Here is a 16,144-nt window from a genome sequence, read left to right on the forward strand (position 1 = left end):
CTCAACCGTGGTTGAGGTCAAACTGGGGCCGGGTGACGCAGGACACCCTCTCGGCGACGCGGGGCCCCCTCGTACAGTGAAAACCGTGTCGATCCTCCGCACTGCTGCCCTGACCGTCGCCTCCGGCCTCGTCCTGCTGCTGACCCTGAGCCCGCTCCCGGCGTCGGCCCACGACGAGATGATCGAGGCCACTCCGTCACAGGGGTCCGCCCTCGGACCCGACGACCCGCCGTTCGCGGCCTTCCGCTTCAGCGGCGAGATCTTCCCGGAAGCCGCGTTCATCTCCGTGGTCGACCCCTCCGGCGCGGACGTCTCGGTCGGCGACCCCACGGTGGCCGGCGACACCGTGTCGCGCGAGTTCGCGGCCGACGCTCCCGGCACCTACACCGCCTCGTACCGCGTCACGTCGTCCGACGGCCACCCGATCGAGGGGTCGGTCAACTTCACGTACAACGGGCCCGCCGCGGGCGAGCCCAGCCCCGACACGGCCGAGGACCAAGGCACCGACGTCACGCCGGCCGACCCCGAGAACGAGTCCGACCGCGACTACACGACCGTGGTGATCATCGTGGTCGCGACGGCCGTGCTGGTGGTCGGCACCGCGGTCGCGATCAGCATGCTGCGTCGCCGTCGTCGCTGAGTTCCGTCGCCCGGGTTGGGCGGTGAGTCATCCACCCACAGCCATGTCCGGCCAGTGGGGCGGTGAGTCATCCACCGCCTGAACCTTGGTGCGGTGGAACACTCACCGCCCCGGGGCCACACGTGGAACACTCACCGCCCCTCGCGGGGTCAGCTGTAGGGGTAGAAGCCGTGGCCGGACTTCTTGCCGAGCAGCCCGGCGTCGACCATGCGGTCCAGCAGCGGCGGCGGCGAGTAGAGCGGCTCCTTGAACTCCTCGTACATCGACTGGCCGATCGCGCGGATCGTGTCGAGGCCGATCAGGTCCGACAGCGCCAGCGGGCCCATGGGGTGGCCGCAGCCCAGGACCATGCCCTGATCGATGTCGGCCGCCGAGGCGTAGCCCGCCTCGTACATGCGGATCGCCGAGAGCAGGTATGGCACGAGCAGGCTGTTGACCACGAAGCCGGCGCGGTCGGTGGCCTCGATCGGCTCCTTGCCCAGGCCGCCGGTCACGTACCCGCGCATCCGCTCGAGGGTCTCGGGACTGGAGGTCAGCGACGGGATGAGCTCGACGAGCTTCATGACCGGCGCCGGGTTGAAGAAGTGCACGCCCATGACCCGATCCGCACGGCCTGAGACGGCGCCGAGCTTCACGATCGGGATCGACGAGGTGTTGGACGCGAGGATCGCGGACTCGTCGGTCACGATCTGGCCCAAGCGACGGAACAGGTCGAGCTTGATGTCCTCACGCTCGCTCGCGGCCTCGATCACGAGCTGGCGGTCGGCCAGCTGCTCGAGGTCGTCGGTGAACCGGATCCGACCCACGGTGGCGTCGAAGTCCTCCTGCGAGATCTTGCCGCGACCCAGCGCCCGCTCGAGCGACGACGTCACCCGCGACTCGGCGGCCTTCGCCGCGTCGGCCGACACCTCCACGAGCACCACGTCGATCCCCGCGCGCGCGTTGACCTCCACGATCCCGGAGCCCATGAGGCCTCCACCGATGACTCCGACGCGCTCGACCGACATGCTGACTCCCGTTCATGAGGTTTCCCTCATGTTCTCATGCCGGACCGAACCGGCCGTGGCGCACCCCGGACCGACGCGCCGCGTGATGGGATGGGCCCATGCGTCGCTCGGTCCTGCTTCCCCTGGTGCTCGGCCTCGCCGTCGGCGTGGGTGGGTGCGGCGGTTCGTCCGACAGCGACCCCGACCCGTCGGCCGCACCGTCCACCGAGGCCACCGCCGCAGCGGCGCCGGAGGCCCTGTCGGAGTTCACGTGCGCCCCGGGGCAAGACGGCCTGTGGTCGGCCAGCGGCACCATCACGAACACCAGCGACGAGGCCGAGTCGTTCTCGGTCGACGTCTACGTGGGGCCGGCCGACGGCCAGGAGCGACCCGTGAACCGCACCGAGCTCGAGAACGTGCAGCCCGGCGGTTCGGCACCGCTGGCGGTCAGCGGCCTGTCGGCCCAGGGCGACCCGGCCACGTGCCACGTGCGGGTCCTGCGCGCCCTGCCCTGACCACCCCGCGACCGTCCGGAACCCTCGACATCGACGAGCGGCCCACCTAGTTTGTGACGCATGCACAGCCCCGCACGGACCCCCTCGTCGAGCAGCACCCGGTGAGCACCGACCACGGCTCCGGCCCGCTGCCCGGCGTCCACCGCACCCCGGACGCCCGCTTCACCGGCCTCCCCGACTTCGACCACCCACCGCACTACCGGACCTGGGAGGGCCTGCGCCTGGCCCACGTCGACGTGGGCGACGGGTCGCCGATCGTGCTGCTGCACGGCGAGCCGACGTGGTCGTTCTTGTGGCGCCACGTCATCGCCGAGCTGACCGGGGCCGGGCACCGGTGCATCGCCCCCGACCTGCCGGGGTTCGGCCGCTCGGACAAGCCGTCCGACGACTGGTTCACGTACGACCGGCTGGTCGCCTCAGTCGTGTCGCTGTTCGAGGAGCTCGACCTGCGCGACGTGACGCTCGTGGTGCACGACTGGGGCGGACCGGTGGGCCTTCGGGTCGCCACGACCGAGATCCCGGAGCGCATCTCGCGGCTGGTCGTCATGGACTCGGGGCTGTTCACGGGCCACCAGCGGATGGGCTCGGCCTGGCAGGCGTTCCGCGACTTCGTCGACGCGACGCCCGACCTGCCCATCGGGATGCTCATCACCGGAGCCGTCGCGACCCCCATGACTGATGCCGTCGTGGCCGCCTACGAGGCCCCGTTCGACAGCGTCGAGGCCAAGGGCGGCGCACGGTCTCTCCCCGGGCTGATCCCCCAGACACCCGACGCCCCGGGCGCGGCCGAGGGGCGCGCGGCGGTCGAGGCGCTCAGCGCCGACACCCGCCCGGTCCTGCTGCTGTGGGCCGACCAGGACGCCGTGCTCCCGCTGGAGGCGACCGGACGCCAGATGGAGCAGCTCCTGCCGCTGCGTCAGCCGTTGCAGGTCGTGGAGAACGCCGGCCACTTCCTCCAGGAGGACGCCGGCCCCGCGATCGGGCGGGCGATCGCCACGTGGCTCGACGAGGTCGGCGGGGCCTGACGACCGCCGCGGCCGGCCGCCCGCGTCACCCGCCGGCCAGGGCCCCGATCTGGTACTGCTGGGCCTGCCCGGAGCCGAAGAAGCTGCTGTTGTTCTCGCGCCACCGCTCGAGGGAGGAGTCGTGGGAGGAGTCGGCGGCGGCCCCGGTCTGGGCGTAGTTGTCGATCGAGTGCGCGCCGCCCGGACCACGGTCGGCCGCGGACCCTCCGCCGCCCTCGGCGTCGCTCAGCTCCCGCCGCACCGTGGTCCACTCCGGCCGGTCGGGGTTGTCGGCGCCGTCGAGCATCGGCACGACGTCCTGGGTGTGCTCGAGCGACAGGACCGACACGCCCTCGGGCACGTCGATCCGTCCGACCGGCGACCCGCCCGTCACGACGCTCGTGATCGAGAACTCGCGCTGCAGGTCGGGGTCGGCGGCCATCGCCATGGCGGTGATCCCACCCTGGCTGTGCCCCGTGAGCATCACGGGAGCGCCCGGCGGGATGCCGGCCTCGCGCATCGCGTCCGCCACGAGATCGGCCATCACGGTGTCGTCGCCGGCCATCAGGGCGATGTTGGTCGTGAGGTCGACAGGGTTGTCGCCGCGCTGCGTGGACCAGTCCTGGGTGCCGGGGACCTGCACGATGTAGGACGGCGAGTCACCTCCCACCGTGATGATCTGCACCCGACCGTCGTGGGTCGACGTGACGCCCTGCTGGTCGAAGATCGTCTCGACCGCGTGCTCCTGGGCGATCCGGATGCCCAGCGGGTCGTCGACCGCCGTGACCCCGAAGTCGCCCGTGTCGCGCAGGTGCCCGAGGTTGCGGGCCAGCGCCGCCAGCCCGGCGACGGAGGTCTCGTAGTCGCCACTCGGCCACTTGCCGCGTGTGAGCCCCATGAGCGCGAGCGGGCCGAGGGGAATCAGGGCTGCCAGCGTGAAGCTCGTGCCCTGCACCGCTCCCGGCGCGAGCCGGGTGAACGCCTCGAGCAGCCAGGGATCGTCGTAGACGAGCTCCTCGACCTCGTTCAGGAGGTCGTCCTTGTCGCCGAGCAGCAGGACCATCAGGGCCGGGTTCGTGATCAGCACCCCCGCGGCACCGACTGCGGCGACCGGCAGCACCGCCCCGAACGTCCAGCCGCCCACGGTCCATAGGGCCTCCTCGCCGGCCGCGAGCGTGGCGTCGGTGAACCGGTAGACGTCGACCGCGACGCGCAGGTAGCGCGCCGTGATCTCGACCTCGCCGCCGGCCCACAGCGCGCCGTCGGGGCCGCTCGACGCACGGGCGACCGACACCTGCACGGCCGCGACCTCGCCGGGGCACAGGAGAGCCGCCTGCCACAGGTCGCCCTCGCCGATCATCCCCGCGAGCCGCGAGCCGACGTCGCGGAGGTCGTCGCCGGCCAGGTCCAGCACGTCGGCCTGCGAGAGCATGTCCTCGTAGCTCGCCGCGACCCCGCCGGCACCGCCGGAGACCTCGATGCCGCCGGTCACGACGCCCGCCCCTGCGCCGCCAGCGCCGCGTCCCACGCACCGGCGACCATCGAGGTGGTGGCCGCTGCCAGCTCGGCGCGGCTGCACGCGGTGTGCACGACCCGGCTGCCGCGGACCGTGAGGCTGACCCAGCCCTGGTCGGTCAGGAGCCACTGCCGCACCGCGTGCAACGGCTGTGCGGACGTCGACACGGTCATCGTGACGCTCGCCGACGTGCCGCGCGCCAGGGCCTGCAGAACGGGCGGGACGTCGTCGAGTCCCGCTCGTCGAGCAGCCGCGAGGGCGACGTCGAGGTCGCCGGTCGCGGTGCGCGCGATCACGAGGGCCGTCTCCTGGTCGAGCGCGACCGGCGCACGCGGCAGCCCTCGCTCCTCGCCACCGGGCGGCACGAGCCGCATGACCTGGTCCACGAGTCCGCTCGACGGGTGGGCGCCGAGTCGCACCCCCGGCACGGGGAGCGGACCGGCGTCGCCGGGCACGACGGCCCTGACGGCAGCACCCATCGTCTGGCGGTCGGAGCCGAGCTGCGCGAGCACCCCGCGGTCCCCCGCGCCGGACATCAGCGTGATCCCCACGTCGGCTCGGCCGAGCGCCAGCGCCGCCGCCTCGACCAGGGCGGGCTCGGGGTGGTCGGCGCCTGTCGTGTGGTCGCCGAGGGGGCGCAGCGGCGCGGTCGTGACGTCGAGACCCGTGGCCCGCACGAGGTCGGTCCAGGCCGCCTCGTCGAGCGTCCTCACAGTCCCGCCCAGTCGAGCACGTCGCGACCCGCGCCGGCCACGTCGCGCGCGAAGCCCTCGGCGACGTCGAAGACCTCACCGGCACCGTCGGCCACGGCACCGGCGAGCTCCTCGAAGGTGCGGCCCGCGGTGGCGAGCAGGCTCGCCAGCACCTGCTGGCGCTCCTCCAGGGCCGCCGCCAAGGCGTCGAGCCGGTCGGCGGTCGTGCGGTACCGCTCGGCGATCGCCGTGACTTCGAGCTGGCGCGCCTCCAGCTCCTCGCGGAACCGGTCGGCGGCATCGCTGACCCACGCGACCGACGACGAGCCGAGCACCTCGGCCGCCACGGCGTCGACCTGGTCGGCCCAAGCCCGGACGCGGCGCGCGTGGTCGCGCACCTCGCCCGGATCGCCGCCGATCACCATGCGACCACGGTAGGACGGCAGGTCGGCCGCGTCAGCACCTCACGCGCAACTGGGGAGAGGTCCCCATGCGGTCAGGGAACACTCAGGCGCGGGAGATGCTGACCATCTCGTCGCGGGCCACGACCTTCTTGCGCTCGCGCTGGAACGGGTCGTTGGCGCCGAGCTCGACCTCGTGGGCGTCGAGCTTCTCCCAGCCCTCCCAGGTCGTGTACTCGATGCCACGACCGTCGAGGTAGCGGTCGAACGCGGCGGGCTCGGACTGCTCCGCGGCCTTGAGTGACGGGGCGTCGGCGACGAGCATGCCGATCGTCTCGGCGGCGTCGGACTTGGTGTGACCGATCAGGCCGACCGGACCGCGCTTGATCCAGCCCGTGGCGTAGACGCCCGGGATGGGGCTGCCGTCGATGTCGACCACGTGGCCGCCGTCATTGGGCAGCACGGCCGCGTTCTGGTCGAACGGCAGGCCGGGGAGGTTGTCGGAGTGGTACCCGATGGCGCGGTAGACCGCCTGGATCGGCCAGTCCTTGAACTCGCCGGTGCCCCGGACGTTGCCGGTGCCGTCCAGCTCGGTGATCTCGGTGCGCAGGCCCACGACCTTGCCGTCCTCGCCGAGGACCTCGACGGGGTTCTGGCAGAAGTGGATGTGGATGCGGTGCGCGGCGCCCGAGGGCTCCTTCGCGAGGTAGTTCTGCAGCACGTCGACCACGAGCTTCTGGCTCTTCGCGGCGCGGATGGCATCCATCGAGCCCTCGTCGAACTCGAAGCCCTCCGGGTGCACGATGACGTCGATCGTGGGCGAGTGCGACAGCTCGCGCAGCTCCATCGGCGTGAACTTGACCTGGGCCGGGCCGCGACGTGCGAACACGTGGACGTCGGTCGTGGCGTTCTTCTGCAGGCCCGCGTGGACGTTGTCGGGGATCTCGGTGACGACGAGCTCCTCGGCCGTCTTGGCCAGGATGCGGGCGACGTCGAGGCCGACGTTGCCGACGCCGAGCACGGCGACCTGCTTCGCGTGCGGCTGGAAGTCCCACTCGCGCGGGGCGTCAGGGTGGCCGTCGTACCAGTACACGAAGTCGGCCGCGCCGTACGAGCCCTCGAGGTCGATGCCCGGGATCGTGAGGTCGCGGTCGCGGCGTGCGCCGGTGGCGAAGACGACCGCGTCGTAGAACTGCTGCAGCTCCTCGAGCTTGACGTCGGTGCCGAAGCCGACGTTGCCGAAGAAGCGGATGTCGGGATTCGCCATGACCCGCTTAAGGGCCTTGATGATCTCCTTGATCCGCGGGTGGTCCGGCGCGACGCCGTAGCGGATCAGGCCGAAGGGCGTGGGGTCGCGATCGAGGATGTCGACGGCGACACCGTCGAAGCCCTCGGGCAGCTCGGCCTTGGTGAGGATGTCGGCGGCGTAGACGCCGGCAGGTCCGGCACCGACGATGCCGACACGCAGCTTCCTGGTCATTTCGGGCACTCCTGGGGAGAAGACAACGAAGGCAAGCCTAAAGCGGCAGTGCAACTCCGGGAAATCAGGTCCGCGATGTGACTGCCTGCGACGTGGCGCAGATCACACGGTGGCTCAGCGTGCGCTGAGGACGTGGACGGTCTTGGTGTCCGAGTCCCAGTGGCGCAGCGCGCTCGGCTCGCCGACGAGCTCGCGTGGCACGTCGGCGAGGAGGTCGAGCACCTGCGCCAGCTGGGCGTCGTCGAGGCGCCGGGCGAGCGTGACGTGCGGGGTCCACCGGCCGGGCAGCGTGAGGTCGGGCCGATCCGGCGCGCCGCCCATCGCCTCGGCGACCCCGGCGTGGGTGGCGAGCAGCGCGGCGCTCGGGATGACCGCTCGCGACACCACCGACGACCGCCGCCCGCGGAACACCAGGAGCCCCCCGAGTCGGATCTGCCCGGGGAGCGGCACGGTGGCGAGACGGCCGGTCGTCCCTGGATCGAGCGCCGAGGCGACGCCCAGCGTGACGTGCGGCGCGTTCGTGATGCCCAGGTGCAGCGCCTGGCTCGGCAGGCCCGCGGCGGCGAGCAGGTCCCACTCCGCACGGACGGCGGCGTCGAGCTCGTCGTCGAGCGTCAGCTCGATGGTCTGCGGCACGGACTCGACCGTACCGACCAGGTCAGTCGGCCCAGGAGCCGCGGCCCGGCCAGCCGCCCGGCCAGCCGCCCGCGAAGCCCCCGCCGAATCCGCCGCCACCCCCAGGACCACCGGCACCGCCACGGCGCGAGCCGAGATAGGACTCCACGACCGCGACGCCGAGGTCGTCGAGCTCGGGCGAGACGACCGATCCGCCCACGCGGCGAGCCATCTGGTCGATGAAGCGCGCCAGCCCCGGGTCCTCGCCGAGGCGGAAGAAGGTGGTCTGGGCGCCCAGGCGCATCGAGGCCTCCAGCTCGCGCACCGACACCGCGATCGTGACCGGGTGCGGCGGATAGCTGAACCAGACGTCGCCGCTGGACTCCAGGTGCGAGGTGGGTTCGCCGTCGGTCACGATCAGCAGCACGGGCTGGGCGTTCGGGTGCTTGCGGAAGTGCCGGTTCGCGAGCAGCAGGGCGTGGTGCAGGTTGGTGCCCTTGGCGTACTCCGGCTCCAGCGCGGTCAGCTCCTCGATCTCGATCGTCTCGGCGTGACGCCCGAACGCGACGAGCTGCAGCGCGTCGCCACGGAACCGCGTGCTGATGAGCGTGTGCAGGGCGAGCGCCGTGCGCTTCATCGGCACCCACCGCCCGTCCATCGCCATCGAGAACGAGGTGTCGACGAGCAGCGCCACGCACGCCTGCGTGCGGTCCTCGGTCTCCTGCACCTCGACGTCGCCGATCTGCAGCCGCACACCGTCGCGGGACATCGACGCGGGCGTGCCGCCCTCGCCCACGGTGCGCTGGATCGCGTTGGTGATCGTGCGGGTGACGTCCCACGGCTCGGTGTCGCCGTACGCCCACTCGCGGGTCGCGCCGGAGCGTTCACCGGCGGCGCCGGCACGACGTGTCTCGCGCTGGCCCTGGCGTCCCGACATCGCCTGGGCGACGTCGCGGAGCAGCGCCTGGCCCAGCTGACGCATCGCCTTCGGCGTGAGCCGGAGCTGTCCGTCGGTGCCGCGCTGCACGGCTCCCGACTCGCGCAGGGCTCGCTCCAGGTCCTTGAGGGTCGACAGGTCGACGACGCCCTCGTCGCCCAGCTGTCGCGACAGGGCGTCGAGATCGACGTCGTCGAGGTTCGCCCCGCGGTACGACTGCGCGAGCTGCTCGGCCAACGCATCGAGATCGGCCAGGTCCTGGAACACGCCGGTGCCGTCGCCGAGCCCGACGCCCTGCTCACCGTCCATCGGGGTGGAGCCACCCCAGTCCTCGCCGGGACGCAGCGACTGCAGGCTCGCATCGAGCCGGCCGAGCGCGTCATTCAGCTGCGGCGACCCGAACGCCTGCGCCGAGAGCTGCGCCAGCTCCTGACGCTGCTCGGGCGTCATCGAGCTCATCATGCGTTGGGCCGCCGCCGACCGTCGCGCCATCTCGTCGAGCAGCGCGTCCAGGTCCTGCGGAAGCGTGCCGTCCTCGGACCGGAAGTAGTCGCCGTGCTCGTCCATGAAGGCGTCGAAGTCGGCTGACGTGTCGGTGCCGTCGCGCCGCTTGTCGAGCAGGTCGTTGAGGTCGTCGAGCATCTGGTTGACGGCGGCGCGGTCGGCTTCCGTGGCGTTCTCGAGCGCGTCCTTCATGCCGGCGAAGCGCTGGTCGAGCAGCTCGCGCCCCAGCAGGTCCTTGATGCGCTCGTAGTCCTCGCGCGCCTGCGTGCTCCTCCACGGGTAGGTCGAGAGCTCGCGCACCGCGGCAGCGGGCGAACCCGGCAGCGCGTCGAGCTGCAGCTCGGCGAGCGCACGCTCGCCGTCGTCGAGATCGACGTCGCGCGCGAGCTGGCCGCGCTCGGCCAGCACGGCCCGGTCGAGCAGCTCCTTGACCTCGGCCAGGGTGCCGTCGAGCTTGTGCCGCTTCATCAGGTCGCGGCGCTTCTCGGCGACGCGGCGCGCGAGGTCGTCGAGGCCTTGCTGGTCGGTGCCGCCGCGTCGGAGGAACTCGCGCAGGGCGCGCTCGGGCGAGTACCCCGCCATGACGTCCTCACCGATCGCGTCGAGCGCCTCGCTGAGGTCGACCGGCGGCGCGAGCGGGTCGGGTCCGCCGGCGTACCGGCCGTACCTCGACGCGCGGGTCAGGCGTCGGTTCTGGCGTCTCATCGATCGACTCCCACCCTCAGCCGTACACCGTCTCGCCGCCGGCCGAGTCCTTGGCGATGCGGCGAGCCAGGAACAGGCCCTCGAGCGCCAGCTCGATCACGCTGGCCCGCTCACCGTCGTCGCCGGCCCCGACGCGATCAGCCACCTGGTCGTAGAGGTCGGACTCGCCCAGCACGGGGAGCCCGGCCAGGAAGTCCCGCGCGCTGACCTGCTCGCCGGTGGCGACCAGGTCGCCCGCCTCGAGCGCCTCGACCAGCAGCCCGAAGTCGATCCCCGCGAAGAGCCCCTGCACGGTCTCGGCCGTGGCGGTGCGCAAGAGGTGGCTGAGCACGAGCTCTTCGCGCCCCTCCTCGCCCGACTCGAACTCGATCTTGCCGCCGAGCACGTCGACCGCCGTCTCCAGGTCCACCGGTCGCGCCACCGCCCGCTCCTCGCCCTGCCGCGTCGCGCGGTGCAGCGCGGCCGCCGCGATGGTCTCGGTCCCCGCGATCGCGAACCGGGCGCTGACGCCGCTGCGCTGGTCGACCGCCGACGACTCGCGGAGCGCGCGGGTGAACCGCGCCAGCACCTCGACGAGCTGGTCGGGCACCGCGGCGACCAGCTGGGCCTCCTGCCGGATGACCGCGATCTCGTCGACGAGCGCGAGCGGGTAGTGCGTGCGGATCTCGGCCCCGAACCTGTCCTTCAACGGCGTGATGATGCGGCCGCGGTTGGTGTAGTCCTCGGGGTTGGCGCTGGCGACCACGAGGACGTCGAGCGGCAGTCGAAGCACGTAGCCGCGGATCTGGATGTCGCGCTCCTCCATCACGTTGAGCATCGCGACCTGGATGCGCTCGGCGAGGTCGGGCAGCTCGTTGATGGCCACGATGCCGCCGTGGCTGCGCGGGATCAGTCCGAAGTGGATGGTCTCCGGATCTCCCAGGCTGCGGCCCTCGGCGACCTTCATCGGGTCGACGTCACCGATCAGGTCGGCGACGCTCGTGTCGGGCGTGGCCAGCTTCTCGGCGTAGCGCGTGTCGCGGTGGCGCCAGACGACCGGCAGGTCGTCACCGAGCTCCTCGGCGCGGCGGATGCTGGCCGTGGTGATCGGCGCATACGGGTGCTCGCCGATCTCGGCGCCGTCGATGACCGGCGTCCACTCGTCGAGCAGTCCCACGAGCGTGCGCAGGAGCCGCGTCTTGCCCTGGCCGCGCTCGCCGAGCAGCACGATGTCGTGCCCGGCGATGAGCGCCCGCTCCAGCTGCGGCACGACGGTGTCCTCGAAGCCGTGCAGGCCGGGCCAGGGGTCCCGGCCCTCGGCGAGGGCGGACAACAAGTTGTCGCGGATCTCGGCACGCAGCGGCCGGTGGACGTGGCCCGAGGCGCGCAGCTGGCCGACGGTCGTGGGGGACGGGGCTGTTGGGGACTGGGCAGTCACGCCACCGACGCTACTCCCGCCCTCCACGGTGCGCTGTCGAGCACGAGCACGAGCCCGTGGCGCCGCTCCGACCCACCGCCCGATCAGGTCCGGCGGCGGGCGCGGACCAGCACGACGGCGCCGGCGCCGAGGAGGCCGAGGGCGAGCAGGAGGACGGCTGCGTCGATCGGCAGCCCCGTGCCCGGCAGGTTGCGGTCGGCGCCCGCGGGGCGCGTCGTGCCCGTGCCGCTGCCGTCACTGCCACTGCCACTGCCAGGACCGGTGCCCGGACCTGTGCCGGGACCGCCCGCACCCGGACCACTGCCCGATCCGTCACCCGGACCGGCCGCGGCCGGGACCAGGGTGAACGCGTAGACCGGGGTGTCGTGGGTGGCGCCGTACGGGTCGACCGTGCGGGCGTACCAGCCGTGCTCGCCGAGCTCGGTCAGGTCCCACGTCACCGCCGCGACCGTGCCGCTCGGCGCGTCCTGCACCGAGCCGATCTCCTGGGTCGTCAGCACCTCGGCCGTGAACCCGGTCGTCGCGAGCGTCTTGTCGCTCGGCGTGATCCGCAGCGCGTCGTACCCGATCTCGAAGTCCTGGTGGACGTACGGGTCCGGCCCCGGATCGAGCAGGGCCGGGTCGTCGGAGTTGTACACGTCGAGCGACGGCGAGTACGTGCGCACACGCATCGACTGGCCCTCGTTGTCGAACTGCAGCAGCCGCAGGTAGCCCAGACCCCCCTCGGGCAGGCCCTGGTAGTCGAACAGCATCGAGTACACGTCGCGGTCGACCGCACCGTCGCCGTCGTCATCGAACTGGTCGACCCGCGTGAAGGCGTCGTGGTAGTGCCCCGACAGCACCATCCGCACGTTCGGGTTGGTCGCGACGACCTCGTCGAGGATCTGCTGCGGCACCGGTCCAAGACCGCCCGTCGTCAGCATGAACTCGTGCAGGTTCACGATCGCGACCCGCTCCGGGTACCGCGCCAGCACGTCGTTCATCCAGGCGATGTGGTCGGCCTGCGGGTCCCACCCCATGTAGAGCATCACGAAGTCGATGCCGCCGGCCGAGATCAGGTCGTAGTGCCCCCGGTTGTCCTGGTACGAGCCGCCGTACCAGGGGTTGGCCGCGTACCGGGCCTCGCCGAAGAACTGCGAGTACTGCGAGTAGTCCGAGAGCCCGCTGCCCACGTCGTGGTTGCCCGCCAGCACCCCGTACGGCAGGCCGGCGGCGTCGAGGCGCGCGTACTCCGGGTCGGCGTTGGCCCACTGGTACGGCTGGTCGTAGTCGTCGACGATGTCGCCCGTGTGGATCAGGTACTGGATGTTCTGGTTCTCACGCTGGCCCAGCACGTAGTCGTGGATCGCCGTCTGGTGCTGCACGAACTCCTCGTTGTAGTACTGCGTGTCGGACTCCCACGCGATCGTGAAGTCGTACTCCGAGCGTGGGGTGTCGAGCGCATTCGCGGGGGCGATGGCGGAGTCGCGGGTGCTCAGGTCGGCGCCCGAGAAGCCCTCGGAGTGCTGCACGAGCACCGTGATCGTGCCGTCGCGCACGGTCTCGCCGACGACGGCCGAGCCCTGCAGCGTGAACGCCTCACCATCGGCGGTCGTGCGGTGCCGGGCCAGCTCGATCCAGCGCGAGCCGTCCGCCGCCAGGGCGTAGAGCATGACCTGCGAGTCACGGTCGGCCGTGCCGTCCCACGTGAGGCGTGCCGTGGCGTCGGCACCGGCATCGGCCGGCACCGCGACGTCGAACGTGTAGTACGGCAGGGCGTCGGTGGCGGTGACCGGCGCGAGGCCGGCCGACGTCTCGAGCTGCTGCGAGGTGAGGATCCGGGCCGGCGACGACCCCGCCGGCTCGACGGGCGTGCCGTCGCGCTCGAGCGCGCGGGCATCGTGCGTCGTGCCGCTGGCGGCCGCGACCTCCTCGTCACCCAGCGCGAGGCGCTCGCCGCGACGGAACGACACATCCAGCGGGTCGGCCGTGGGGTCCTGGACGAGGGCCTGCAGCACGACCTTGCCGACCTCGACCTCCGAGCCGTCGACCGGGGCGACACCGTCGGCGCCCGGCTGCTCCTCGGGGACCGTGAACGTCACCGAGCGCTCGGTGGCGTTGCCGACCGCATCGGTCGCGACGACCGAGAACACGTGGTCGCCCGCCGGCAGCGTGACCGACGACGTGGTCAGCGGGAGCACCACCGGTGCCCCATCGAGCGAGGCCACCGTCTCCACCACGCCGGACCCGCTGCCGTCGTCGATCGCCGCGTCGAGCACGATCTCGCCCTGGTAGACCCGTCCGTCCTCGACGCTCGGCGTCACCACGGGGGCCGTGTTGTCGACCAGGACCTGGGCCGAGGCGCTGTCGGCGCCCTCCGTCGCGAGCACCTCGTGTGGTCCGTCCGCGACGGCCGACGTGTCCCAGTCGTGGGCGAGCGCGGTGAACGCATCGTCGCCGAGGTCGAACACGGAGGCGTAGAAGTCGTTCTTGCCCGCGCTGTCGCCCATCTGCACGAGCTGCGACGGGTCGTCATAGCCGGCCGGGCGCAGGGTGCGGCCGTCCGGGAGCACCAGGCGCATGCCGGAGATCACGAAGTCGTCGTTGTTCTCCGCCTCGTCGATCCACGGTCCGGCCTTGGTGCCGGCCCACACGTCGACCGAGAGGGGCTCTCCCTGGGCGACGTACGACAGCGGCACGGGCACCGCGATCGTCTCCGTGCGCTCGTAGGTGCCCTCGTCGAAGACGTGCAGGACGTCCTCACCGATGCGCACGCCGTTGCGGAAGTAGAAGTCGGTCTGCGAGGTCTCGAACACGAAGTAGGGCGTGGACTCCAGCGACGCACGCGTCTGGACGGGGGCACCGTCGATCGTCAGCTCCAGGCTCGGCGGGTAGCTCTCGCCGGCCGCGGAGATCGTCGCGGTGCCTCCCACGAAGTCGCCGTCGGCGACGTTGAGGCGCACGGGGTCCGAGCTCGCGCCGTCCACCAGGACCCGGCGGGTCTCGGTGCGCGTGACGTTGGTGCCGTCGGAGGCCTCCACGACGTACTCGAACCACTGCTTGCCGACGACGTCGGCGGCGTTGACCACGGTGCCGTAGGCCTGCGGGTCCGCCGCGGAGTGCACCAGGTTGACCGCGCGCGGCTCGGTGTCGACGTCGTTGCTGATCCGCGCCGTGACGGTCCGGACCTGCACGTCGTCGCTGACCCGAAGGTCGAGCACGAATCCTGCCAGGGGATCGATCGTCGCGGCGGTGCGGTCGTCGACGACCGGCGCGGCCGTGTCGTCGGGGACCACCACGAGCCCGCCGGCGACCTGGTCGACCTGGACGCGACCCGGGGAGGGCTCGCGGCGGGCGACGATCGACTGCAGGCCGATGTCGTCGGGCGTCGGTCCGTAGGCGATGGCGACGTCCGCGTCGACGTCGTCGGCACCCGCGAGGTTGTAGTAGGCGCGGCTGACCGGGAACCCGGTGTTGGTGCGGATCGCGATGCCGCGCGCCGATCCGTTCGCGAAGCCGGCCGCGGAGACCTCCACGAGGTCCTCGCCCAGCGTCAGGTCGGTGTCGTAGTACGCGTTGAAGTCGGCGTCGGTCAGGGCGTCGTTGGCACCGTTCTTGACCCAGAACGTGAGCGTCTCGCCGGAGGGGATCACGACGTCGCCGGGCACCGCGGGCCACGCGGCCTCGTTGGTGTTGGTCGTCGTGTCCTGCGGGTAGAGGTAGGTCAGCGCGTAGTCGGCGAAGTCGACGTCACGGTCCGACGCGTTGAGGACCTCGACGAACTCGTAGGCGTCGGAGCCGCCCACGTTCGCGGTGTCCGGGACCAGCTCGGTCACCTGCAGGGGCGCCGCGACGAGATTCGGGTCGGGGTCGAGCACGCCGATGTCGGCGGGCACCTCCGGCTCGGGATCGACCGGGACCGTCGGCACCAGCGCCGCGGGCACGACCGACCCGGGCGTCATGGGCGAGAGCGTCGCCAGCACCGGGGCCGACTGGCCGCGGGCGGCCGGGACCGAGAAGTCGACGCCGAGGTCGATCGCCTGCGACCCCGTCGGATAGTGCGACCAGGTCACGATGCCGGTCGCGTCGCTGATCCGGATGCCACGGTCGCCCCCGTTGGCCATGCCGGGCTGGCCCGTGAGCCGCAGGACCTGGGTCGCGGCGGAGGCGCCGGTCGCGACGCGGAACTCCTCGACCGTGCGGGCGAAGGAGTCGAGGCCGCTGGCGGTGTAGCTCAGCCAGAGCACGACCGACCCACCCGGCGCGACCGTCGCGGTCCCGTCGACGGCGAGCGTGACGTCACGAGCGGTGTCGGTCGAGTCCGCGTACGTGTAGGCGAACGTGAAGCCGTCGAGCGGGACCGGCGCGCTCCCCGGGTTCGTCACCTCGACGTACTCGAACTCGTCGACCCCGCTGGGGTTGGCCACGATCTCCGACACGAACAGCGGCGGGGGCTCGGCCGCCGACGCCGGCGCGGCGGCGAGACCGGCCACCAGGGTCGCCGCGAGCAGCGCTGTGGCCAGCACCAGGTGCAACGGCCGGCACCAGGGCGAGGTCGCGGCGGGCAGGGGCGAGGCAGCCAAGGTCATGAGCGTCTTCCGTCCGAGGGTGCACCCCCGACGGGCCCCCTTGCGGCCCGGACGCTAACCACGCCCGACGAACGACACCCACCTCACAGGCGAACGACAGGTGGACGGGCGGTGAGAGAGCGCCCGTCGGCGCTGCCGGGCGGTGGCGCCGAATGGGAGCCAGC

At 72.2% G+C, this 16,144-nt stretch carries 12 protein-coding genes; 3 read left to right on the plus strand and 9 right to left on the minus strand.

Annotated elements, in window-relative coordinates; all coding sequences use genetic code 11:
• Positions 1-85 precede the first annotated feature (85 nt).
• Positions 86-640, plus strand: coding sequence for a copper resistance CopC family protein (locus V6S66_RS15995; RefSeq protein WP_334207781.1), 555 nt, complete (start codon positions 86-88; stop codon positions 638-640).
• A gap of 149 nt (positions 641-789) precedes the next feature.
• Here the strand turns inward: V6S66_RS15995 and V6S66_RS16000 are convergent, their stop codons facing one another.
• Positions 790-1,647: a 3-hydroxybutyryl-CoA dehydrogenase gene (locus V6S66_RS16000; RefSeq protein WP_334207782.1), complete on the minus strand. Its 858-nt coding sequence runs from the start codon at positions 1,645-1,647 to the stop codon at positions 790-792.
• A gap of 98 nt (positions 1,648-1,745) precedes the next feature.
• On the opposite strand from V6S66_RS16000, the gene V6S66_RS16005 reads away from it, so the two are divergent.
• On the plus strand, positions 1,746-2,141 hold the full coding sequence (locus V6S66_RS16005; RefSeq protein ID WP_334207783.1) for a hypothetical protein: 396 nt from the start codon (positions 1,746-1,748) through the stop codon (positions 2,139-2,141).
• 101 nt (positions 2,142-2,242) lie between these two features.
• Positions 2,243-3,166 (plus strand): haloalkane dehalogenase, encoded by a 924-nt coding sequence (locus V6S66_RS16010; RefSeq protein WP_334207784.1) that lies wholly within the window; start codon positions 2,243-2,245, stop codon positions 3,164-3,166.
• A gap of 25 nt (positions 3,167-3,191) precedes the next feature.
• On the opposite strand, the gene V6S66_RS16015 is transcribed toward V6S66_RS16010, so the two are convergent.
• The 8 genes from V6S66_RS16015 to V6S66_RS16050 form a co-directional block, all read right to left on the minus strand.
• Positions 3,192-4,673, minus strand: coding sequence for a hypothetical protein (locus tag V6S66_RS16015; RefSeq protein ID WP_334207785.1), 1,482 nt, complete (start codon positions 4,671-4,673; stop codon positions 3,192-3,194).
• Entirely contained in the window at positions 4,634-5,374 is a 741-nt protein-coding gene (locus V6S66_RS16020) for a hypothetical protein (RefSeq protein WP_334207786.1), read from the minus strand. The genes V6S66_RS16015 and V6S66_RS16020 overlap by 40 nt, the downstream gene beginning before the upstream one ends.
• Positions 5,371-5,778 (minus strand): hypothetical protein, encoded by a 408-nt coding sequence (locus V6S66_RS16025; RefSeq protein WP_334207787.1) that lies wholly within the window; start codon positions 5,776-5,778, stop codon positions 5,371-5,373. The genes V6S66_RS16020 and V6S66_RS16025 overlap by 4 nt, the downstream gene beginning before the upstream one ends.
• An 82-nt stretch (positions 5,779-5,860) precedes the next feature.
• A complete protein-coding gene (locus V6S66_RS16030) occupies positions 5,861-7,234 on the minus strand; it encodes an FAD-dependent oxidoreductase (protein WP_334207788.1) in 1,374 nt (457 codons plus the stop codon).
• A 114-nt stretch (positions 7,235-7,348) separates the two neighbouring features.
• The gene (locus V6S66_RS16035) at positions 7,349-7,870 is read right to left on the minus strand and encodes a 2'-5' RNA ligase family protein (RefSeq protein WP_334207789.1); all 522 of its coding nucleotides are present in this window, start codon (positions 7,868-7,870) and stop codon (positions 7,349-7,351) included.
• Between the two features lie 22 nt (positions 7,871-7,892).
• Complete coding sequence (locus V6S66_RS16040) at positions 7,893-9,995, minus strand: vWA domain-containing protein (protein ID WP_334207790.1); 2,103 nt, start codon at positions 9,993-9,995, stop codon at positions 7,893-7,895.
• A 16-nt stretch (positions 9,996-10,011) separates the two neighbouring features.
• Positions 10,012-11,412 carry a sigma 54-interacting transcriptional regulator gene (locus V6S66_RS16045; RefSeq protein ID WP_334207791.1) on the minus strand — a complete coding sequence of 467 codons (1,401 nt, stop codon included), beginning with the start codon at positions 11,410-11,412 and terminating at the stop codon, positions 10,012-10,014.
• 83 nt (positions 11,413-11,495) lie between these two features.
• A complete protein-coding gene (locus tag V6S66_RS16050; protein ID WP_334207792.1) occupies positions 11,496-15,980 on the minus strand; it encodes a lamin tail domain-containing protein in 4,485 nt (1,494 codons plus the stop codon).
• Positions 15,981-16,144 lie beyond the last annotated feature (164 nt).

The organism is Aeromicrobium sp. Sec7.5, from assembly GCF_036867135.1.
In the GTDB taxonomy this organism is placed as follows: Bacteria; Actinomycetota; Actinomycetes; order Propionibacteriales; family Nocardioidaceae; genus Aeromicrobium.